Annotated in this window: 22 protein-coding genes and 3 pseudogenes; 6 read left to right on the top strand and 19 right to left on the bottom strand. The window is 62.4% G+C overall.

Annotation, left to right across the window (positions count from 1 at the left end):
* Positions 1-30 precede the first annotated feature (30 nt).
* Complete coding sequence (locus G5575_RS09890) at positions 31-657, top strand: ATP-dependent Clp protease proteolytic subunit (protein ID WP_164534170.1); 627 nt, start codon at positions 31-33, stop codon at positions 655-657.
* Here G5575_RS09890 and G5575_RS09885 read toward each other — a convergent pair.
* Together G5575_RS09885 and G5575_RS09880 are read right to left on the bottom strand one after the other, a co-directional pair.
* Positions 654-1,907, bottom strand: a complete 1,254-nt coding sequence (locus G5575_RS09885) for a multidrug effflux MFS transporter (RefSeq protein WP_164534169.1) — start codon at positions 1,905-1,907, stop codon at positions 654-656. The two genes, G5575_RS09890 and G5575_RS09885, sit on opposite strands and share 4 nt — an antisense overlap.
* A gap of 104 nt (positions 1,908-2,011) precedes the next feature.
* Positions 2,012-3,229, bottom strand: a complete 1,218-nt coding sequence (locus G5575_RS09880) for an MFS transporter (protein ID WP_164534168.1) — start codon at positions 3,227-3,229, stop codon at positions 2,012-2,014.
* A gap of 145 nt (positions 3,230-3,374) precedes the next feature.
* On the opposite strand from G5575_RS09880, the gene G5575_RS09875 reads away from it, so the two are divergent.
* A complete protein-coding gene (locus G5575_RS09875; RefSeq protein WP_164534167.1) occupies positions 3,375-3,665 on the top strand; it encodes a Dabb family protein in 291 nt (96 codons plus the stop codon).
* Positions 3,666-3,715: 50 nt separating this feature from the next.
* Here G5575_RS09875 and grxD read toward each other — a convergent pair whose 3' ends face one another.
* The 11 genes and pseudogenes from grxD to purC form a co-directional block, all read right to left on the bottom strand.
* The gene (grxD, locus tag G5575_RS09870; RefSeq protein WP_164534166.1) at positions 3,716-4,051 is read right to left on the bottom strand and encodes a Grx4 family monothiol glutaredoxin; all 336 of its coding nucleotides are present in this window, start codon (positions 4,049-4,051) and stop codon (positions 3,716-3,718) included.
* Between the two features lie 97 nt (positions 4,052-4,148).
* A pseudogene (locus G5575_RS09865) lies at positions 4,149-4,432 on the bottom strand (DUF6665 family protein).
* Between the two features lie 35 nt (positions 4,433-4,467).
* On the bottom strand, positions 4,468-4,701 hold the full coding sequence (locus G5575_RS09860; RefSeq protein WP_164534164.1) for a BolA/IbaG family iron-sulfur metabolism protein: 234 nt from the start codon (positions 4,699-4,701) through the stop codon (positions 4,468-4,470).
* An 80-nt stretch (positions 4,702-4,781) separates the two neighbouring features.
* Entirely contained in the window at positions 4,782-5,378 is a 597-nt protein-coding gene (locus G5575_RS09855; protein ID WP_164534163.1) for a hypothetical protein, read from the bottom strand.
* Between the two features lie 82 nt (positions 5,379-5,460).
* On the bottom strand, positions 5,461-6,012 hold the full coding sequence (locus G5575_RS22225) for an AIR synthase-related protein (protein WP_407924852.1): 552 nt from the start codon (positions 6,010-6,012) through the stop codon (positions 5,461-5,463).
* Positions 6,008-7,683 (bottom strand): annotated as a pseudogene (gene purL, locus G5575_RS09850) (phosphoribosylformylglycinamidine synthase subunit PurL); the annotation flags it as partial. The gene G5575_RS22225 and the pseudogene purL, both read right to left, overlap by 5 nt.
* Positions 7,680-8,318: a Pr6Pr family membrane protein gene (locus G5575_RS09845; protein ID WP_164534162.1), complete on the bottom strand. Its 639-nt coding sequence runs from the start codon at positions 8,316-8,318 to the stop codon at positions 7,680-7,682. The pseudogene purL and the gene G5575_RS09845, both read right to left, overlap by 4 nt.
* Before the next feature lie 7 nt (positions 8,319-8,325).
* Positions 8,326-8,993: pseudogene (gene purQ / locus G5575_RS09840) on the bottom strand (phosphoribosylformylglycinamidine synthase subunit PurQ).
* Between the two features lie 93 nt (positions 8,994-9,086).
* Positions 9,087-10,157 (bottom strand): acyltransferase family protein, encoded by a 1,071-nt coding sequence (locus G5575_RS09835; RefSeq protein ID WP_164534161.1) that lies wholly within the window; start codon positions 10,155-10,157, stop codon positions 9,087-9,089.
* Between the two features lie 393 nt (positions 10,158-10,550).
* Positions 10,551-10,793, bottom strand: coding sequence for a phosphoribosylformylglycinamidine synthase subunit PurS (gene purS / locus G5575_RS09830; RefSeq protein ID WP_164534160.1), 243 nt, complete (start codon positions 10,791-10,793; stop codon positions 10,551-10,553).
* A 19-nt stretch (positions 10,794-10,812) separates the two neighbouring features.
* The gene (purC, locus tag G5575_RS09825) at positions 10,813-11,577 is read right to left on the bottom strand and encodes a phosphoribosylaminoimidazolesuccinocarboxamide synthase (RefSeq protein ID WP_164534159.1); all 765 of its coding nucleotides are present in this window, start codon (positions 11,575-11,577) and stop codon (positions 10,813-10,815) included.
* 201 nt (positions 11,578-11,778) lie between these two features.
* Here purC and G5575_RS09820 point away from each other — a divergent pair, with 201 nt between their 5' ends.
* Complete coding sequence (locus G5575_RS09820; RefSeq protein ID WP_207633100.1) at positions 11,779-12,102, top strand: DUF1476 domain-containing protein; 324 nt, start codon at positions 11,779-11,781, stop codon at positions 12,100-12,102.
* A gap of 51 nt (positions 12,103-12,153) precedes the next feature.
* On the opposite strand, the gene G5575_RS09815 is transcribed toward G5575_RS09820, so the two are convergent.
* The 4 genes from G5575_RS09815 to rpe form a co-directional block, all read right to left on the bottom strand.
* Positions 12,154-12,441 (bottom strand): DUF1344 domain-containing protein, encoded by a 288-nt coding sequence (locus G5575_RS09815; RefSeq protein ID WP_164534157.1) that lies wholly within the window; start codon positions 12,439-12,441, stop codon positions 12,154-12,156.
* A gap of 216 nt (positions 12,442-12,657) precedes the next feature.
* Positions 12,658-13,194 carry an RBBP9/YdeN family alpha/beta hydrolase gene (locus G5575_RS09810; RefSeq protein ID WP_164534156.1) on the bottom strand — a complete coding sequence of 179 codons (537 nt, stop codon included), beginning with the start codon at positions 13,192-13,194 and terminating at the stop codon, positions 12,658-12,660.
* A complete protein-coding gene (purB, locus tag G5575_RS09805) occupies positions 13,191-14,522 on the bottom strand; it encodes an adenylosuccinate lyase (protein WP_164534155.1) in 1,332 nt (443 codons plus the stop codon). Before purB ends, G5575_RS09810 begins: the two co-directional genes overlap by 4 nt.
* A gap of 9 nt (positions 14,523-14,531) precedes the next feature.
* Positions 14,532-15,212 (bottom strand): ribulose-phosphate 3-epimerase, encoded by a 681-nt coding sequence (rpe, locus tag G5575_RS09800; RefSeq protein WP_164534154.1) that lies wholly within the window; start codon positions 15,210-15,212, stop codon positions 14,532-14,534.
* Between the two features lie 110 nt (positions 15,213-15,322).
* On the opposite strand from rpe, the gene G5575_RS09795 reads away from it, so the two are divergent.
* From G5575_RS09795 to G5575_RS09785, 3 genes are all read left to right on the top strand, one after another.
* Positions 15,323-15,718, top strand: a complete 396-nt coding sequence (locus tag G5575_RS09795) for an SRPBCC family protein (protein WP_164534153.1) — start codon at positions 15,323-15,325, stop codon at positions 15,716-15,718.
* A gap of 87 nt (positions 15,719-15,805) precedes the next feature.
* On the top strand, positions 15,806-16,540 hold the full coding sequence (locus tag G5575_RS09790; protein WP_325166897.1) for a cytochrome c biogenesis CcdA family protein: 735 nt from the start codon (positions 15,806-15,808) through the stop codon (positions 16,538-16,540).
* Between the two features lie 119 nt (positions 16,541-16,659).
* Entirely contained in the window at positions 16,660-17,880 is a 1,221-nt protein-coding gene (locus tag G5575_RS09785; protein WP_164534151.1) for a GNAT family N-acetyltransferase, read from the top strand.
* Here G5575_RS09785 and radC read toward each other — a convergent pair.
* Both radC and map read right to left on the bottom strand, forming a co-directional pair.
* The gene (gene radC / locus G5575_RS09780; RefSeq protein WP_164534150.1) at positions 17,866-18,624 is read right to left on the bottom strand and encodes a RadC family protein; all 759 of its coding nucleotides are present in this window, start codon (positions 18,622-18,624) and stop codon (positions 17,866-17,868) included. The genes G5575_RS09785 and radC overlap by 15 nt on opposite strands.
* Positions 18,624-19,460, bottom strand: coding sequence for a type I methionyl aminopeptidase (gene map, locus G5575_RS09775; protein WP_164534149.1), 837 nt, complete (start codon positions 19,458-19,460; stop codon positions 18,624-18,626). The genes radC and map overlap by 1 nt, the downstream gene beginning before the upstream one ends.
* Positions 19,461-19,525: the final 65 nt, after the last annotated feature.

Below are 19,525 nucleotides of genomic sequence, written 5' to 3'. Positions count from 1 at the left end.
CATCAATCATCAACAGTCAGGAGGTCGCCGATGCGCGACATGATGCAACTCGTCCCTATGGTGGTCGAGCAATCGAGCCGTGGCGAACGGAGCTTCGATATCTACTCGCGACTTTTGCGGGAGCGGATCATCTTTCTCAACGGGCAGATCGAGGACTCCATGGCGAGCCTGGTCTGCGCCCAGCTCTTGTTTTTAGAATCCGAAAGTCCCGGTAAGCCTATATATTTGTACATCAATTCGCCCGGCGGCGTCGTGACGGCGGCGCTTTCGATGTACGATACAATGCAGTTCATCAAGGCGCCGGTCGGCACGCTTTGCATGGGCATGGCCGCTTCGGCCGCAACTTTGATCCTAGCGGCTGGGGCGCCTGGGCACCGGGCATCGCTGCCCAATACTTCGATCATGCTGCATCAGCCATCCGGCGGGTACCAGGGCAAGGTCACAGACATCATGATCCATGCCGAAGAGTCGATGCGGCTCAAGCGGCTGACCAATGGCATCTACGCGAAACATTGCGGACGGACGTACGAAGAGGTGGAACTGGCTCTGGAGCGAGATCGCTTCATGGCGCCGGAAGAAGCGCTTGGCTGGGGTCTCGTCGACCACATCTATCAGGACCGGTCCCAGCTGGAATTGCCGGGACCGGCCGGAGCTTAGTGCGCGGCCATCGCGGGTTCGGCGCTTTCAGCATAGCTTTCGCCGACGCCGAAGAGGCGACCTTTTTCGGCAATGAGAATGCAGATTAGGGTCAGCACACCCATGGTGAAGTAGCCGGTGGCGACCGGAACCACGGTGCCGTCGAACATCTGACCCGTATAGGAGCCGATCAGCGCGCCACCGACGGTCTGGATGAAGCCGAAGACCGCGGCAGCCGTGCCGGCGACCTTGCCCAAGGGCTCCATCGAGAGCGAGTTCATGTTGGATGCGGCCCAGCCGAAGCAGAACATGATGGTGGCCAGAAGCGTGAAGAACAGCCAGAGCGGCAGCATGTCGAGCATGGCGAGCGTCAGCCAGATGGCTGAGCCGAGGGTGAAGACCAGCATGGCGCCATGCGACAGCCGCCGCATGCCGAAGCGCCGCACCACGCGGGAATTGGTGAAGGACGATATGGCCATCAGGCCCGCTACGGCGGCGAAGGCGACGGGGAAGTAGACACCAAGGCCATAAATATCGACGTAGATCTGCTGCGCCGAGGTGATGAAGCCAAAGAGCGCGCCGAACAGGAACATGCCGGCAAGGCCGTAGAAGAAGGCGACGCGATTGGTGAAGACGATGCGGAAGCCTTCAAAGACGCCGCCGATGCTGAGCGGGCGACGCTGATCATCGGTCAGGGTTTCGGGCAGGCGGAAGAAGGTCCAGAGCCAGAAGGCGGCTGCCAGGAGACCCATGAAGAGGAAGATCGTCTGCCACGGACCGGTGAGCAGCAGGATCTGGCCGATGCCGGGTGCAATGATCGGAATGGCCATGAAGACCATGAAGGTCAGCGACATGACTTCGGCCATTTCGCGGCCCGAATACCGATCGCGGACGACGGCGGTGGTGATGACGCGGACGCTGGCCGCTCCCATGCCCTGAATGAAGCGAAGCACCAGAAGCAGGGTAAAATCCTGAACGAAAGCGGCGGCAACAGCGGCGACGATATAGAGGCCGACGCCCCAGAGCATGGGCGCCCGGCGACCGAAGCGGTCGGTCAGCGGGCCGAAGGCGAGGACGGCGATGCCCATGCCCAGCATGTAGGAGGAGACGACGAACTGGCGTTCGTTCTCGTTGGCGACGCCGAGGGCTTCGCCCATATAGGGCAGGGCAGGCAGCATGACGTCGATGGCCAGCGCATTGAGGGCCATCAATGCCGCCATAAGGGCAATGAATTCAGGTCGCGAGAGCACTCGCGTCAAGTGATTGGACATGATTGAAACTCGAAAGGGCCGAGGAGGGCGGCCAAAAGACAGGGCGGACCATGAACCGCTCGCCCTGCTTTGGCAACCCGTTTATCGGTAAAAGCCGATAGAAGTTAAGCAGGCTTCAGTCCAAAGCGATCGTCGCTGCGCTCATTGATCGGAATGTGGATGGCGGCCGAGGCAAGGCCGAGGATGATGCCCAGATACCAGACCAGATCGTAAGCGCCGGTCAGGTCATAGACATAGCCGCCGAGCCATACGCCGACGAACGAGCCGAGCTGGTGGCTGAAGAAGGCGATGCCATAGAGCATGCCCATATAGCGCGGGCCGAAGAACAGGGTGACGAGGCCGGCGGTGAGCGGAACGGTGGAGAGCCAGAGAAGGCCCATGGCGGCGGCGAAGGTATAGGCGGTGAGCTCGCTGACCGGGAACAGGAGGAAGGCGCCAATGGCGAGAGCGCGCAGGAAGTAGATGGCGGCCAGAAGCAGCTGCTTGGGAAGCCGGCTGCCGAGCCAGCCTGAGAGCAGCGAGCCGGCGATGTTGAAGAGGCCAATGACGGCGATGGTCCAGCTGCCCACTTCGGGCGAGAGGCCGCATTGCACCAGATAGGCCGGCATGTGGACGTTGATGAAGGCAAGGTGGAAGCCGCAGACGAAAAAGCCGATCACCAGCAGCCGGTAGGAGCCATAGCCCCAGGCCTTCGATAGTGCTTCCATGAAGGGGAGATCGGCATGGCCGGGCGCCGACATGGTGCGGCCGCGGAGCAGGGCGGAGAGGGGGATGATGAGGAGGAGGATTGCCGCGATCCAGACCAGCGCCATCTGCCAGCCGAAAGCGGAGATGAAGCCCTGGCCGAGCGGCGCGAAAATGAACTGTCCAGCCGAGGAGGCGGCGGTGGCGATGCCGAAAACGAAGCTGCGCTTTTCTGGGGGCACGACGCGGCCGAAGGCGGCCATGACGAGTCCAAAGGAGGCAATGCCGATGCCGACGCCGGTGACGATGCCGGCTGTCATGGTCATGGTCAGCGTATCGGGCGAAAAGGCCATGCCGAGAACGCCGAGCGCATAGACGACGCCACCGAAGGCGAGGACGCGACCGGTGCCGTAGCGATCGGCAAAGCCGCCCGCAAAAGGCTGGGCGATGCCCCAAGCGAGGTTCTGGATGGCCATAGCCATGCCCCATTGCTCGCGGCTCAGCCCCAGATCTTCGGTAATCGGCAGGGTGAAGAGGCCAAAGGAACCGCGGGTGCCAAAGCCGATGGCTGCGATGATGCAGCCGGCAATGATGATCAGCGGCAGGGGAACGGCGGGGCGGGCAGCAACGGTGCTCATGGCAGAGGTCTCGAAAGGGAATCGAAACTTACGCCTGCGACATCATCACGCAAAGCGATTTTGCTGAATGCTCTCCATCAACAACGGTGATGGATTGACCTTTGCGTCTATGGAGGCGAGACACTGCGCCAAACAGAGTTTGCCGATGATCCGCCATATCGTTTTCTTCACCGCAAAGTCGCCCGAGCATGTCGACGCCATTTGCGATGGACTGTCCCTGCTGGCAGAAATCCCGTTGAGCCTACGGTTCGAGGTGAGCCGCAATAGCCGCGTCGACCTTTATGGCAACGAGATCGACGTCGTGGTCTATGGCGAATTTGCCGACCAGGCGGCGCTGGATGCCTACAAGGCGCATCCGAACTATGACGAGGCGACGCGGCGGGTGCGGCCGTTGCGCGACATTCGTTACGCGGCCGATATCGTCGTGCCGGAATAGAGAAAAGGCCCCGCTCTTGCGAGCAGGGCCTGTACTGTGATGTTTCTGGCTCAGGCGGTCTGTTTGACCGGGATGCCGGCCTGCTGCATGTGCGTCTGCAATTCGCCGGCCTGGAACATTTCGCGGACGATGTCGGCACCGCCGATGAATTCGCCCTTGACGTAAAGCTGGGGGATGGTCGGCCAGTTGGTATAGGCCTTGATGCCGTCACGCAGTTCGGGGCTTTCAAGCACATTGGCGCTGTCGTAGTCGACGCCGAGGTAGCCCAGGATCTGCACGACCTGGCCCGAGAAGCCGCATTGCGGGAAGTCCGGGGTGCCCTTCATGAACAGGAACACGTCGTTGTTCTTTACCTTGTCGTCGATGAAGGCGTGGATGTCGGTCATGGCGGAGCCTTTCAAAATGTCCGGGTTCAAGGGCCGGCTGAAATCGCCCATTAAATAGGTCACGACAGAGGCATTGTCGAGATAAGGGCGTGCCGTCTCACTTGGTCTTGTGCGGCATGGCGCCCAAGCCATTCAGCACTTCGGGCGGGATGCCGAGGTCGCGAATGACATCGGTGTGGCGGCGGAAGCCGATGAGTTCGCGCTGGACGAAATAGGCCCAGACGGCTTCGCGGGCTTCGGCAAGAAAGTGGTCGCGATTGGTGCCGGCGTCGAGGCCGGCGATGGCTTTGATCACGCGCTGTTCGGCAGCGCCGAGAGAGTTGGCGCGCTCGCCCATTATCCGTGTTCGAGCGCGTTGGTGCCGGCTTCGGGCCGCACCATGCGGATGAGATCAAGCGAGTCGCGCAAGCCGGCCATCAGTCAGGGACTGCCGTTTGCAGAGCCAGGGCGTGAAGCGCGCCACCCATGTCGCCCTGGAGGCTATCGTAGACAAGCTTGTGCTGCTGGACGCGGGTTTTGCCGCGGAACTGCTCGGACTTTACGGTCGCCGCCCAATGATCGCCATCGCCGGCGAGGTCGCGAATTTCGATCTCGGCATCGGGCAGCGCAGCCTTGATGCGGCGCTCGATTTCGGTGGCGTCCATTGCCATAGCATACTCCCGGTGGTCTGCCGGCGAGCCGGCCTATGCCTCTGATATGGCACGCAGAGGGGCGGCCTTCAACCACGCCGCTACTGCGCGGCCGGCTGCTCAGGTTCCACCACCGTCACGCCAATGCAGCATTCGGCATCGGCGCGGGTCGAGAAATTGGCGACGATGAAATCGACAAGGGGGCGGGCCTGTTCGGCCTGGTCGGCGGCAAAGAGGCAGTCGAGCACGTAGCCGCGGCCGGAGGCGACGGTTTCGGTGTGCACGAGGGTCAGCGGCAGGCCCATGGCCGAGTCGGTGCTGGTACCTTCATAGGTCAGCGCTGCAGCGTCCTGGTATTGCACGGTGCCTTTGCTGGCGACGGCGAAACCGGGCAGGGTATCGCCCCAGGCAGCGGCCACTTCGGCGTTGTCGAGATCGGCGAGGGCGCCGTCCACGGTCCAGGACGTATCCTCGACGGGGACCACGCGCATGTCGCATTGGAGCGGCGCATCGGGATGGTTGAGCGTCACCGGATCAGCGCCGCCGCCGTTGGCCTGCAGCGCTGCGGGGTAGATCAGGGTATAGGGCAGGTCCTGAAACACGGAGCGGGTGATCGAGACTTCCTGCGCAAGGGCAAGGACAGGCGCGAGCAGCATGCCGCCGGCGGCCAGACCGGCCAAAACTCGATTGTGCTTCATCATTTTCTCCTAAAGGTCCGCCGCAAACGAGCAAAGCACGTCAAAGAGCGGCGAACATAAGGCGAAGCTGGGCGCTGCCGGATCAGCCCTTCATATAGTTGGGGAACCAGCCTTCGTGGGCCGCGCGAAGGTCGGAGAGGGCGACGGCAGAAGCGTCGCCAAGCTTGACTGTCGTGCCGCCGGTATTGCCGATCCATGGCGCCTGGATGCCGAGGCTTTCGGCCTCGCGCCAGAGGGCCATGATTTCGTCGCCCTGCGGATCAAGGTTGAGGGTCACAAGGTAGCGGCCCTGGTCTTCACCGAAGAAAGTGCGGATCGGATCGAAGCCGGTTACTTCGGTGACTTCGGCGCCGATGTCGCCGGCAAGCGCCATTTCCGCCAGAGCGACGCCGAGGCCGCCGTCGGAGAGATCATGGCAGGCGGTGACGACGCCGGAGCGGATCAGCTTGCGGACGAAGTCGCCAGTCTTGCGCTCGGCCGCGAGGTCGACATGCGGGGCGTCGCCATCACGGCGATCGAAGAGATCGCGCAGGTAGATGGACTGGCCAAGATGGGTGCCGCGTTCAGCCGGGCCGCCGATCAGAAGGATGGGCTGGTTTTCGGCAACAAAGCCGATGCCGACGCTTTTTCCCATTCGGGCAGCAAGCCGACGCCGCCGATGGTGGGAGTCGGCAGGATGCCGCGGCCATTGGTTTCGTTGTAGAGCGAGACATTGCCCGAAACGATCGGGAAATCGAGGGCGCGGCAGGCCGCGCCGATGCCTTCGATAGCCTTGACGAACTGGCCCATGATTTCCGGGCGTTCGGGATTGCCGAAGTTGAGGTTGTCGGTCGCCGCCAGCGGTTCGGCACCGGTGGCGGTGAGGTTGCGCCAGGCTTCCGCCACGGCCTGCTTGCCGCCTTCGAAGGGGTTGGCTTCGCAGTAGCGCGGGTTGACGTCTGAGGTGAAGGCGAGGCCCTTGGTCCGTGGCCTTCGACGCGGATGACGCCGGCGTCGCCGCCCGGACGCTGCATCGAATTGCCCTGGATCAGGGTGTCATACTGCTCGTAGACCCAGCGGCGGGACGAGCAATGATGACCGCCGACGAGCTTGAGCAGAGCTTCGGCAACGTCCATCTGCGGTACGTCCGTAGCCGACAGGCCGGCCGGGATCTTGGGCTCGGTCCAAGGGCGATCGTATTCGGGCGCTGCGTCGCCAAGATCCTTGATCGGCAGATTGGCGACTTCCTCGCCCTGCCAGAAGACGCGGAAGCGCAGGTCGTCGGTGGTCTTGCCGACGGTGGCGAAATCGAGCTCCCACTTTTCGAACACCGCGCGGGCCTGCGGTTCCTTCTCCGGATGAAGGACCATGAGCATGCGCTCCTGGGACTCGGAGAGCATCATCTCATAGGCGGTCATCTGCGTTTCGCGGACCGGGACCTTGTCGAGATCGAGTTCGATGCCGAGGTCGCCCTTGGCGCCCATTTCCACGGCCGAGCAGGTGAGACCAGCGGCGCCCATGTCCTGGATGGCGATAACGGCACCGGTGGCCATGAGCTCAAGGCAGGCTTCGAGCAGGCGCTTCTCGGTAAAGGGGTCGCCGACCTGAACAGTGGGGCGCTTTTCCTCGATGTCGTCGCCGAATTCGGCGGATGCCATGGTGGCACCGCCAACGCCGTCGCGGCCAGTCTTGGCGCCGAGATAAACGACGGGCAGGCCGACGCCTTCGGCCTTGGAATAGAAGATCTTGTCCGTGTCAGCGAGGCCGGCAGCGAAGGCGTTGACGAGGTTGTTGCCGTTGTAGCGGGCGTCGAATTCGACCTCGCCGCCCACTGTGGGCACGCCGAAGGCATTGCCGTAGCCGCCGACGCCGGCGACGACGCCATTGACGAGGTGGCGGGTTTTTTCGTGGCTCGGATCGCCGAAGCGAAGGGCGTTCATCGCGGCGACGGGGCGGGCGCCCATGGTGAAGACGTCGCGCAAAATCCCGCCGACGCCGGTTGCCGCGCCCTGGTAAGGCTCGATGAAACTCGGGTGGTTGTGGGACTCCATCTTGAAGACAATGGCCTGGCCGTCGCCGATATCGACGACGCCGGCATTTTCGCCCGGCCCTGAATGACGCGCGGACCGCTGGTGGGCAGTGTGCGCAGCCATTTCTTGGAGCTCTTATAGGAGCAGTGCTCGTTCCACATGGCTGAGAAGATGCCGAGCTCGGTATAGGTCGGCTCGCGTCCGATGAGGTCGAGGATTTTCTGATACTCGTCCGGCTTGAGGCCGTGGCTGGCGACGAGGTCAGGCGTGATGGCAGGATCGGAGCGAAGGGTCATTGAGCGATTGTCCGGGAATAGCGGGCAAGGAATTTGTCGGCGGCGATGACGGCAAGGCTGAGCGCGGCGAGGAAGACCGTCATGTAGAGGGCGTTGACGGCGACCGGGCCGTAGCCGAGTTCAACAGCGTTGAGAATGGGATAGGGGTACTCTTGCAGCCATGCGCCGCGCGCCATGGCGTAGAAGAAGTAGATCAGGGTCGGCAGCAGCATGAGGGGCAGGTTGGCCCAGCGAAGAACACCGTGCCTCTGCGTTGCGACCCACCAGACGAGATAAAGCAGCGGCGCGGCATAGTGGAGTATGGCATCGGCCATGAACCAGAAGCCATGGAGGTCGCTAAGATAGCGCAGGACAAAATAGACGTAGAGCCCGACAAGCGCGATATTGGCCGCCATCGCGCCGCGCACCAAGGGCGCGCGGAAGAGGTCGAGCCAGCGGGCAGAAGTCACCTCGGAGAGGTAGATCAGGACCAGAACGATATTGGTCAGAATGGTATAGTAGGCGAAGAGGACGCCCAGGGCGCCGGGCAGGTCGCGGCCATTGGCCAGCATGTCGCTGACCGAGAGCGTGAACTGGAGGGCCAGACCGGCGAGGCCGAGCAGCAATCCCGCCCATGTCAGCGCCGGTTCGAGCATCAAGCCCTCATGCTACCTGCTTGAGGGCCGAGACGAAGAGCGCCCTGCCATCGCTGCCGCCATGGGCAGCCTCGATCAGGTTTTCGGGATGCGGCATGAGGCCGAGCACGTTCTTGGCTTCGTTGAAGACACCGGCGATGTCGTTCATCGAGCCGTTCGGGTTGGTGCCTTCGGCATATCGGAAGGCGACACGGCCTTCGCCTTCGATGCGGGCCAGCGTTTCCGGATCGGCGAAATAGTTGCCATCATGGTGGGCGACGGGGCAGCGGATGATCTGGCCGTTGGTGTAGCCGCTGGTGAAGGCGGTTTCCGCATTGGCGACTTCGAGTTTGACTTCGCGGCAGACGAATTTGAGCGACGTGTTGCGCATCAGGGCGCCGGGCAGTAGGCCAGCTTCGATCAGGATCTGGAAGCCGTTGCACACGCCAAGGACATTGACGCCACGCGCAGCCCGTTCGCGCACCTTGTCCATGATGGGGAGCGTGCGGCGATGGCGCCGCAGCGCAGATAATCGCCATAGGAAAAGCCGCCCGGGATGACGATGAGGTCCGCATCGGGGATGTCGGCATCCTGATGCCAGACGACGCTGGGCTTTTCGCCGCTGATCTTGGTCAGCGCGGCGATCATGTCCCGGTCGCGATTAAGGCCCGGAAATACGATGACGGCGGCCTTCATCGGTCAATCCTCATATCTGTCTGGGTGCTTGGCGTCCTTGTGGTGAGTCTTCGGCAAAAGGCAAGTCTCGGATGCGACCGGCCCTGGCTTTGTTTATTCGGCGGGCACGGCCACGCCCGGTGCGGCGCGTTGGGTCCCTGGCAGGTGCGCCCAGGCGGGGCGTTCGAAGAGGAAGCGTCCGATGCCGGTGCGCTGCACCAGCCACCACAGGATCAGCGGCGTGCCGACCGCGACGATCATGGTGAGGAGGCTGAGAAGGTTCGGCTCATCGATGCCGACCCGCAGTAGGATCGTGCGCGCGACGCCCATGGGCAGCACGAAGGCGACATAGATGACCAGCGATTTGGAGCCGAGCCAACGCAGCCAGGCCATGGAGGGCAGCTTGCTCAAAAGGGCTGCGGCAACGCAGATCGCCGCGGCGCCGGCGAGGCCCAGGGCCAGATGCAGGCCGGGCAGGGCGCCCCAGCCCATCTGGATGTGGACCGGATCCATGCGGAAGCCGGGCGAGAAGACCATTGTGGCGTTGACAACTGCCCAGGTGGCGAGGAGCGCAAGCGCTGCTTTGACGTGGTTTGAAGACCAGTCGGCCAGGCGGAAGAGCTGTGGCGCGAAGACGAGGCCGGCATAGAAATAAACGAAGTACTCGGCGAACTGGTCGACGAGGTAGCTGCCGGTGTGAATATCGGCCATCTGCAGCAGGGCGGCGATGGCAAGAACGGTCCAGTGGGAGGCGCGCAGATCGTGCAGCAGCTTGCCGACCAGTCCGAAGACGGCGAGCATATAGATGAACCAGAGGACGCCATAGGGTTCAACGATCGCCGATAGGAGCGATGCGCCGGCGCCGGCCGGGTCGCGGGCCAGCAGCGCTTCCTTGAAGACGATGTGGATCACGGCCCAGAGCACGTAGAAATAAAGGTAGTGCACGACGCGGCGGTCGGCATAGGCGGCCCAAGGCCGGGAGATCACTGCGCCAAGGAAAAGCCCGGACAGCAGGAAGAATTCGGGCATGCGGAAGGGCATGGCGAAGGCAATGGTCCAATGGAGGAAGCCGATCTGCCCGGTGTCCTCGCCCACGCTCGCGGCGCAATACATGATGACCACAAGAAAGATCGACAGGCCCTTGGCCATGTCCACCCAATCCAGCCGCTGCCCAGTGTTTTGCATGATGGCCTCCCAGTTGGCGCATCTTAGCGCGGAAGGGTGCATGACCATGCTAACGGCCGCTGGTGTGCGGCGACTAATTCGCCGGCTGGTAAGCGCGTTGCTAAGCTACAAGGTAAATTATGTTAAGCCGATAGTCTGGCAACCCATCAGCCGTTTTCGCGCGCATCCCAGGGTGCGAGTCGGAAATTAGCCAAGATGCCGGGCGCAAGCCGATGCGTGTGGCGCTTCCTGTGATGAAGGCGCCGAAGCGTCAATCAGACGGGAACGGATGCGTAGGCTGCGAAAAGCAGGCCGAGGGAGGCGACGAACATGACCGAGAGAGCAAGAGTTTTGCGCATAGAAATACCGTCCTGCGCTCTTTCTGAGCGCGATATTTTATATAGCCCGGAGGCGTTAATTAGAGATTTCGATCGCGTAGTTTTCGATCACGGTGTTGGCGAGGAGCTTATCGCACATCGCTGTGATCTGGGAACGCGCGGACTCCACGTCGGTTCCGTCTAGCTCCAGGTCGAAGACCTTCCCCTGTCGCACTTCTGCAACACCTGAAAAGCCGAGGCTGGAGAGCGAGCCTTCGATAGCCTGGCCCTGAGGGTCAAGCACACCATTCTTGAGTGTGACGACGACGCGCGCTTTCATGAAAAAAAGTCCCCGCAAGCTACTGAACGAGACGCGGACCGGTGGTCAGCGCGTTGTCGTTTTCGACCAGGATGCCGAGGCGTTGGGCTACTTCGCGATAGCTTTCGACCAGCCCGCCCAGACCTTCGCGGAAGCGATCCTTGTCGAGCTTGTTGCGGGTCTTGATATCCCACAGGCGGCAATTGTCGGGGCTGATTTCGTCGGCCAGAACGATGCGCATCAGGTCGCCTTCGTAGAGGCGGCCGACTTCGATTTTGAAGTCGACGAGCTGGATGCCGACGCCCATGAAAAGGCCGGTGAGGAAATCGTTGATCCGGACGGCGAGGCTCATGATGTCATCGAGCTCGGCCGGAGTGGCCCAGCCGAAGGCGGTGATGTGCTCCTCGGAGACCATCGGGTCGCCGAGTGCATCGTCCTTGTAGGAGAACTCGATGATCGAGCGAGGCAAACGGGTGCCTGGCTCAAGACCGAGGCGCTTGACCAGCGAGCCGGCGGCGACATTGCGCACGATGATCTCGAGCGGGATGATCTCGACTTCCTTGATCAGCTGCTCGCGCATGTTGACGCGGCGGATGAAGTGGGTGGGAATGCCCAGATCGTTGAGCTTGGAGAAGATGAACTCGGAAATCCGGTTGTTCAGCACACCCTTGCCGTCGATCACTTCATGCTTGGCGCCGTTGCCGGCGGTGGCATCGTCCTTGAAGTACTGGACCAGCGTGCCCGGCTCAGGACCCTCGAACAGGATCTTGGCCTTGCCCTCGTAGATTTTGCGTCGACGGTTCATGGGGAATCCGCTGCCAGGGGAAGGAGGGGTGAATTGGCCGCTTCATGCGCCAGAATGGGCGGCAAAAGCAAGGGCATTTCGGCCACACTCGCGCCATAGCTACGAGGTCGCACCAGCTGTGGAGCCGTTGATTTGGCCCACCGAACACCCTATGTCCAAAGCGACTGCCGGAACCGGCACGCTAACCATATGGGAGAGACCATGAGCGGGTTCGACGATCGCAAGAAGGGCCAGGAAGCCAAGTTCGCCTTCGACGCGGAAAAGAAGTTCAAGGCGGAAGCGCGCCGCAACAAGCTTCTGGGCATCTGGGCCGCCGAGCTGATGGACCTCTCGCCCGAAGAAGCCAAGGGCTATGCCGCACAGGTGATCGCCTCGGACTTCGAAGAGGCTGGCGATGAAGACGTGTTCCGTAAGGTCTCGGGTGACCTCAAGGCCAAGGGCGTCAATGTCGGCGACGACATGATTCGCCAGAAGATGGCGAGCCTGGTGCATATTGCCAACGAGCAGATCGCCAACGAAGGCTGAGCTGCTTCGCTAGCCTAAAGAATTTGGGGAGCCGCGAGGCTCCCCTTTGTTTTATCCGAGGTCGACGCTCGTTACGTCATGAGCAGAGCCATTGCTGCGCCAGTGCACGGTGACCTTATCACCCGCTTTCAGGTCTGGCGCCTTGAAGTCGAGGGGCATGTAATACCAGCTGCCGTCAGCAAGCTCGATCGAGCGGGCCGTGGTGTTGAAGAACTTGATCACTCCGGACGTTGTCTGCTCGCCCTGTGCGGTAGCAGCGGGAGCTGCGGTAGCGGCAAAAGACGCGGCCGGTGCGGCGGCAAGCAGGGCGATAGCAAGGGGAACGATGAATTTGCGCATGATGACGTCTCCATGAGACATGCCGGGCCGATGCGCGGCCCTATCCGCTGATCTTCAAGGGTCGTCGCGTCGCGGCTCGTTCGATCCGCCGGCGGCTCCTGATCAGCCATCTCGGTATGAGCCTGCCGAAATGCCTTCTCAAGTTAAGAAGATTTAATTCCGCCACCGCAGAATTTTGCCATTTTCCGGAGCAGCGAAACCGTCAAATCCGCTGCATCAGGCGCGGGTGAACATCAGGAGGCCTTCGGGCCAGGGGCCGTGGCCGGATTCGACGTTGATGTGGCCTGCTTCGCCGGCTTGGTGGAAGTCAGAGCCCCAGCAATTGGCAAATTCCACGGCGCGCTCGAGCGTAACGTAGGGGTCGTTGCTGGAGGCGACAACCATGGAGGGGAAGGGCAGCGGGTCGCGCGGGATGGGGCGGAAGACGTAAGTGGCTTCGGGCGCTGCGGGGCTGAGCTCGACATCGGTGGGAGCGACAAGGAAGGCGCCGCGGACGTTGTCGGGCAGGCGCGGGGCAGCGTGGACGGCGGCAGACACCGAGGTCGAATGCGCGACCAGCACGATGGGCCGCGTCGTGAGACGGCATGCCGCGATGATGGTCTCGATCCAGTCGTCGGCTTCAGGCTCCCACCACTCGGCCTGTTCAACGATGGCGGCGGTAGCCATTTTTTTGGCCCAGCGCGTCTGCCAATGTCCCGGCTTGATACCGCCGAGACCCGGCAGGATCAGAATGTCGGCTTCCGAAATCCTCATGCGCCAAAGACCCGGCCGAAGATCGTGTCGACATGTTTAAGGTGGTAAACGTCGTCGAACATGTCGTCGATTTGCGCATCGCTCAGAGTCACTTGCGGATCGTCCTTGAGATTTTGCGCAAAGAGGCCGGCGCGGTCACCGCGGTGTTCCCAGACCTTCATGGCATTGCGCTGGACGGCGGCGTAGCTGTCCTCGCGGCTGTAGCCGGCCTGGGTCAGCGCGAGCAGGACGCGTTGGGAGTTATGCAAACCGCCGAGCAGGTCGAGGTTCTTGCGCATGTTTTCGGGGTAGACGACGAGCTTGTCGATGACGCCGGTGAGGCGGGCGAGGGCGAAGTCCAGGGTGATGGTGGCGTCGGGGCCGATCATGCGCTCGACCGAGGAGTGCGAGATGTCGCGCTCGTGCCAGAGAGCGACATTTTCGAGCGCCGGGGTGACCATGCCGCGGACAAGGCGGGCTAGACCAGTGAGGTTTTCGGTCAGCACCGGGTTGCGCTTGTGCGGCATGGCCGAAGAACCCTTCTGCCCGGGCGAGAAAAATTCTTCCGCTTCCAACACTTCGGTTCGCTGCAGGTGGCGAATTTCGACGGCGACGCGTTCGATGGACGAGGCCACGACGCCGAGGGTGGCGAAGAACATGGCGTGGCGGTCGCGCGGGATGATCTGGGTGGAGACCGGTTCAACCGAAAGGCCAAGCTTTTCGGCAACATACGCTTCGACCTGCGGGTCGATATTGGCAAAAGTGCCGATAGCGCCGGAAATAGCAGCGGTGGCGATCTCGTCGCGGGCAGCGACCAGGCGGGCGCGGTTGCGGGCGAACTCGGCATAGGCTTCGGCGAGCTTGACGCCGAAGGTCGTGGGCTCGGCATGGATGCCATGGGAGCGGCCGATGGTGATGGTGTTCTTGTGCTCGAGAGCTCGGCGCTTAAGGGCGTCGAGGAGGGCGTCAACATCGGCGATGAGGATATCGGCGGCGTTCTTGAGCTGGACCGAGAGAGTGGTGTCGAGGATATCGGACGAGGTCATGCCCTGGTGGACGAAGCGGGCTTCGGGGCCGACGATCTCGGAGAGATGGGTTAGGAAGGCAATGACGTCGTGCTTGGTGGTGCGCTCGATTTCGTCGATGCGGTCGACGTCGAAATGGTAGTCGCCGAATTCCGCCTTGCGGGCGTTCATCACGTCCCAGATGTGCTGGGCGCTTTCCTTTGGGACGACGCCGAGCTCTGCCAGTTTGCTGGTGGCGTGGGCCTCGATCTCGAACCAGATGGCGAAGCGGCTTTCGGCCGACCAGTTGGCGACCATTTCGGGGCGGGAATAGCGCGGGATCATGGGTTTAGCCTAAACAGTTCGAGAGGTTGCGGCATCGCGGATGGCAGCGATGCGGGCGGCATAGGTGGCGGGATCGTTGCCGGCGAAAATGGCGGAGCCGGCGACCAAAACATTCGCGCCAGCCTCCCTAAGTGCTAGCGCATTGCTAGCACTCACCCCGCCGTCGACCTCGAGATCAACACTTCTTCCGCCGATCAGTGCATTTGCCTGACGCACTTTATCAAGGCTCGCGGGAATGAAGCTCTGGCCGCCAAAACCAGGGTTGACGCTCATGATCAGGACGAGATCGACATCGTCGATGATGTGTTGGATGGCGGAGACGGGGGTCGCGGGATTGATGGCGACGCCGGCTTTCTTGCCGAGGCCACGAATGGCTTGGAGCGAGCGATGAAGATGGGGACCGGCTTCGGCATGCACAGTGATGATGTCGGCGCCGCCCTTGGCGAAATCGGCGAGATAGGCGTCGGTGGGCGCGATCATCAGGTGGCAGTCGAAGACCTTGTCGGTCACGCCGCGCACCGCCTTCATGATCGGGGCGCCGAAGCTGATGTTGGGGACGAAGTGGCCGTCCATGACGTCGATGTGGATATAGTCAGCGCCCGCCTCGGCAATGGCCCGCACTTCGTCACCCAACCGCGCGAAGTCGGCGGAGAGGATCGAGGGCGCGATGCGGAAGGGGCGGCTGGACATGGGGCACCTCGGCCGGAGGGGATAGGGGTGCTCTAGCGCGCGACAGAGCAGGGGGCAAGGCTTGGCGCGTGTCGGCACCGGCCCTATGGTGCGAGCTGCAGGAGAAATCGATGCCGAGTTTCAAGAGCCGGACGATCAGTGTCACCATCAATCGCGACTGGCAGGAGGTTTATGCTTTTGCGTGCGATCCCGCCAACATGACGCAATGGGCGGCCGGGCTCGGCAATGACTTTGCGCCAGAGGGCGACTATTGGGTGGCCCGGCAGGAAGGCAATGCCATTCGCATCCATTTTTGCCCGATCAATCCGTTTGGCGTGATCGACCACGACGTTCATGTGGGCGACGCAGTGGTGCATGTGGCGAGCCGCGTCATGCCCAATGGGGATGGCGCGGAGGTAACGTTCCTGCTGCTGCAGGAGCGTAGCATGACCGACGCCGAGTTCGAGCGCGATGCGGGGATGGTCCAGAAGGATCTCGATACGCTCAAGGCTATCCTCGAGCGCTAGGCTCACAAGCATGCGATGCGACGAGCGGGCTCATTGCCTTACGCGCTCCAGGCGTTACACAGAGCCGGTTCAAGGAGCGTCATCCTCGTGGAATTCTCGCTGCCATTGGTGCTCGGCGCCGGTGTTCTTAGTTTTCTAAGCCCCTGCGTGCTGCCGCTGGTGCCGCCCTATCTCACCTATATGAGTGGCGCGAGCTATGACCAGCTGCGCGCGGAGGCGGGCTCGCCGGGCAAGCTGACGGCGCGGGTGGCGGTGACGTCGCTGTTTTTCATCCTCGGTTTTTCGGTGGTGTTCGTCACGCTGGGCGCAACGGCGACGGCTTTCGGCCAGGTTTTTCGGCAGCTGCTGCCGATCCTGACGCCGGTGGCGGGTATCGTCATCATTGCGATGGGGCTGCATTTTCTGGGCGTGTTCCGCATTGGTCTTCTGGATCGACAGCTGCGCCATAATGGTCCGGGTGTCGCCTCCGGTCCGGGAGGCGGGTTCCTCCTGGGCCTCGCTTTCGCGGTGGGCTGGACGCCGTGTATCGGGCCGGTGTTGGCTGCTATCCTGTCGGTGGCGGCAAGTCGCGACACAGCTTGGGAAGGTGCGTCGCTGCTGGGGCTTTATTCTCTTGGGCTTGGAATTCCGTTTTTCCTTGCCGGCATCGCGATCGGGCCGTTCCTTACCTTCTTCCAAGGCTTCAAGAAGCATCTGGGCGTGGTGGAAAAGGTGATGGGCGGGTTGCTGATCGTGACCGGCGTGCTGTTCCTGACCGGCAATTTTACCCGGATCTCGTTCTGGTTCCTCGAGACCTTTCCGGTGCTGGCAACCTTCGGGTAACCCTCATCGGGTTTGTGCGCAGAAGCGCCGCGTTTCCAGGGAACTTTTTCAGCTCTGATTTACCCCTCGCACTGATGATCGGCAGCGATCTCGGGCGAGGACGTTGAGAGTGGCAGTTTTTGGAGGCCGTTGCACGGGCAACGGGAAGCTTCGTCGAGCCGCTCGTTACGACGCGATCGCGGGCCGAGATCACGGTCCGGGTCACGCGCCGGATCGAAGAGGTCGAGCAGGTCTGGCGCGGCCTTTCCGTCGGGCCCATCGAGTCGCCGGGCCAGAGCTACGACTTCATCCGGCACTGGGTAAGCAACCGCGGCATCTCTGAGGAAGATCAGTGCTATGTGGTTGGCGAGGTGGATGGGCAGGCCGTCGCCATCCTGCCGCTGCACCGCAAGCGCATGTTCGGGCTGCACGTTTATACCTGGTTTCCGGGCTCGCAGGTCGGCTGCTATGCGCCGGTAGCGGATGCGGAGCGTCTGGCTGGGATGGGCGCAAGTGGCCTGGCGAACCTCTGGCGCGCGATGACGCGCAAGCTCGGTGGCGCCGATCTTCTGTTTTTGCGGTCCATGCCAGCGGAGGTTGGTGGGCACAAGGGGCTCTTCGATCAGCTCGGAACGAGTTTGACGACGGAGACGCTTTTCCGTGCGGCTTTTTCATCTTGGGAGCAGGCGGACAGCGAGCAGCGCAGCCGCAGCCGCCGCAAGCATGATCGGCAGCAGGGCGATCGGCTGGTCGCGCTGGGCAAGGTCGAGTTCGAAGAGGTGACCGATCCGGCAGTAGCGTATCAGGCGGTGGACGTCATGTTCCGCCAGCGCTCGGCGCGGTTCAAGGCGCAGAATATTCGCGATCCGTTTGTTTGTGACGGGCTGATCAGCTTTTACCGCGATGCGCTCTGCCCGGGTTCAGGCATCGACGTGCGCATCCACACGCTGCGGCTCGACGGCGATATCGTCGCCGTACGCTACAACATTGTCCATGGCGAACGCATGTTCTGCCTCATCTCGTCGATGGCGGCATGCGAGCGGCTGCAGACGGGGTCGCCCGGTAAGCAGAACCTGTTGCGGGTCATGCAGACGGTGTTCGATCGGGGTATGCGCGTCTTCGACATGGGCGCCGGATTCACCGACGAGAAGCGCCACTGGTGTAATGTGCAGGTGCCGCTGCGCCAGCATTATGTGGCGCTGACGCCCCTTGGCTTTGCTGTAGGCGTGGCGCATCGACAGTATCTGGCGCTGCGGGTGAAAGCGAAGGCGAGTGCGGGGCTGAAGCCGAGGTTGCGGCAGTTGTCGCAACGAATCGACCATCTGCTTGGCCGCGACAAGCCGAAATCAGATCAGCTTTAGCCCGCGAAGCGAGGCGTGGCCGCTTTTGCCGACGATGATGTGGTCGTGCAGGACGATGCCGAGCGGCTTGGCGATGTCGGCGATCTCGCGGGTCATCCGAATATCGGCGGAGGACGGGGCAGGGTCGCCGGAGGGGTGATTGTGCACCAGGATCAGCGCCGTCGCCGAGAGTTCGAGCGAGCGCTTGATCACCTCGCGCGGATAGACGGGGGTGTGGTCGACGGTGCCAACCTGCTGCACTTCATCGGCGATCAGGCGGTTCTTCTTATCGAGAAAGAGGATGCGGAACTGCTCGACGGTTTCGAAGGCCATCTGGCTGCGGAAGTAGTCGAGCAGTTGCGACCATGAGGCCAGGATCGGCTTGTCGTCGGCGATGCCTTCGCGAGCGAAACGGGCGGCGACGGACTGGATGACCTTGAGGTTTGCGGCGGAGCTGGCGCTGAGGCCGGGGAACTTTGAGAGCCGGACGTGGCTGGCCGAAAAGACCGCCGAAAAGGAACCGAATTCGCGCAGCAGGGCTTTGGCGAGGGGCTTGGTGTCCTTGTAGGGAATGGCCAGGAACAGCACCATTTCGAGTAGCTCATAATCCTCGAAGGCCTCGCCACCGGCTTTGAGGAACCGCTGGCGAACGCGTTCGCGGTGGCCCTTGTGATCATCGACCGGTTTGGGTGTGGTTACCGCTTCGACGTCGTCGTCCAAGGGCTGGAAAGGCGCCTCGCCGAGCTGGTCGGGGCGCTTGGGCATCAGGCGGCAGCTCGGGCAGCGAGGGGGTTGAAGAGGCTCGCCGGGGAGGTCGTGAAGATCTCGCAGCCGGTTTCGGTGATGCCGATCGAGTGTTCGCACTGGCTTGAAAGCGTGCGATCACGAGTCACCGCGGTCCAGCCATCGGAGAGAATTTTGACGTGCGGGCGGCCGAGATTGATCATCGGTTCGATGGTGAAGATCATGCCGGGCTTGAGAGGAACGCCCGTGCCGGCGGTGCCGAAATGGAGAATGTTGGGCTCGTCGTGGAAGAGGCGGCCGAGGCCGTGGCCGACGAAGTCGCGGACGACGCTCATGCGCTCGCCTTCGGCAACGGCCTGGATGGCGGCGCCGATATCGCCGGTGGTGGCTCCGGGCTTGGCCGCGGCAATGCCGGCGTCGAGGCTTTGATAGGTGACTTCGATCAGCCGCTCGGCTTTGCGCGAGATTTCGCCGACGGGATACATGCGGCTCGAATCGCCGTGCCAGCCATCGACGACGAGGGTCAGGTCGATATTGACGATATCGCCTTCCCGCAGCGGCCGCTCGTCGGGGATACCGTGGCAGACGACATGATTGATCGAGGTGCAGAGGGCGTGGCGGTAGCCCTTGTAGAAAATGGTGGCCGGGACGGCGCCATGATCGCGCGCAAATTCATGGGCGATCTGGTCCAGCTTGGCGGTGGGAACGCCGGGCTCGACGAACTCGGTCAAAATATCGAGCGCCTGGGCGGTGAGCGCGCTGGCCTTGCGCATGCCGGCAAAGCCTTCTTCGCCGTGGATCGGGATCACTCCCGAAGTGCGGCGGGCGCGGCTGGATGCGTCGACATAGGTAATCATGAGCAGTCTCCTCCCGGCAAAATAGGGGAGCGGGCGCCGATTGGAAGAGCAAGCTCGCTTGACTT

It is taken from the genome of Devosia aurantiaca, assembly GCF_011058215.1.
GTDB classification, from domain to species: domain Bacteria; phylum Pseudomonadota; class Alphaproteobacteria; order Rhizobiales; family Devosiaceae; genus Devosia; species Devosia aurantiaca.
Note: the sequence above shows the minus strand (reverse complement) of the source record. Positions and strands in the feature narration are given on the sequence as shown.

What these genes read in the sequence shown, in the direction of transcription:
- G5575_RS09885 (WP_164534169.1), bottom strand. Translation starts at nt 1,907, where the DNA reads ATGTCCAATCACTTGACGCGAGTGCTCTCGCGACCTGAATTCATTGCC.
- G5575_RS09795 (WP_164534153.1), top strand. Translation starts at nt 15,323, where the DNA reads ATGCCGAGTTTCAAGAGCCGGACGATCAGTGTCACCATCAATCGCGAC.
- G5575_RS09820 (WP_207633100.1), top strand. Translation starts at nt 11,779, where the DNA reads ATGAGCGGGTTCGACGATCGCAAGAAGGGCCAGGAAGCCAAGTTCGCC.
- map (WP_164534149.1), bottom strand. Translation starts at nt 19,460, where the DNA reads ATGATTACCTATGTCGACGCATCCAGCCGCGCCCGCCGCACTTCGGGA.
- rpe (WP_164534154.1), bottom strand. Translation starts at nt 15,212, where the DNA reads ATGTCCAGCCGCCCCTTCCGCATCGCGCCCTCGATCCTCTCCGCCGAC.
- G5575_RS09845 (WP_164534162.1), bottom strand. Translation starts at nt 8,318, where the DNA reads ATGCTCGAACCGGCGCTGACATGGGCGGGATTGCTGCTCGGCCTCGCC.
- G5575_RS09815 (WP_164534157.1), bottom strand. Translation starts at nt 12,441, where the DNA reads ATGCGCAAATTCATCGTTCCCCTTGCTATCGCCCTGCTTGCCGCCGCA.
- G5575_RS09875 (WP_164534167.1), top strand. Translation starts at nt 3,375, where the DNA reads ATGATCCGCCATATCGTTTTCTTCACCGCAAAGTCGCCCGAGCATGTC.
- G5575_RS09860 (WP_164534164.1), bottom strand. Translation starts at nt 4,701, where the DNA reads ATGGCAATGGACGCCACCGAAATCGAGCGCCGCATCAAGGCTGCGCTG.
- G5575_RS09810 (WP_164534156.1), bottom strand. Translation starts at nt 13,194, where the DNA reads ATGAGGATTTCGGAAGCCGACATTCTGATCCTGCCGGGTCTCGGCGGT.
- radC (WP_164534150.1), bottom strand. Translation starts at nt 18,624, where the DNA reads ATGCCCAAGCGCCCCGACCAGCTCGGCGAGGCGCCTTTCCAGCCCTTG.
- G5575_RS09890 (WP_164534170.1), top strand. Translation starts at nt 31, where the DNA reads ATGCGCGACATGATGCAACTCGTCCCTATGGTGGTCGAGCAATCGAGC.
- grxD (WP_164534166.1), bottom strand. Translation starts at nt 4,051, where the DNA reads ATGACCGACATCCACGCCTTCATCGACGACAAGGTAAAGAACAACGAC.
- purC (WP_164534159.1), bottom strand. Translation starts at nt 11,577, where the DNA reads ATGAACCGTCGACGCAAAATCTACGAGGGCAAGGCCAAGATCCTGTTC.
- G5575_RS22225 (WP_407924852.1), bottom strand. Translation starts at nt 6,012, where the DNA reads ATGGGAAAAAGCGTCGGCATCGGCTTTGTTGCCGAAAACCAGCCCATC.
- purB (WP_164534155.1), bottom strand. Translation starts at nt 14,522, where the DNA reads ATGATCCCGCGCTATTCCCGCCCCGAAATGGTCGCCAACTGGTCGGCC.
- G5575_RS09855 (WP_164534163.1), bottom strand. Translation starts at nt 5,378, where the DNA reads ATGAAGCACAATCGAGTTTTGGCCGGTCTGGCCGCCGGCGGCATGCTG.
- G5575_RS09835 (WP_164534161.1), bottom strand. Translation starts at nt 10,157, where the DNA reads ATGCAAAACACTGGGCAGCGGCTGGATTGGGTGGACATGGCCAAGGGC.
- purS (WP_164534160.1), bottom strand. Translation starts at nt 10,793, where the DNA reads ATGAAAGCGCGCGTCGTCGTCACACTCAAGAATGGTGTGCTTGACCCT.
- G5575_RS09880 (WP_164534168.1), bottom strand. Translation starts at nt 3,229, where the DNA reads ATGAGCACCGTTGCTGCCCGCCCCGCCGTTCCCCTGCCGCTGATCATC.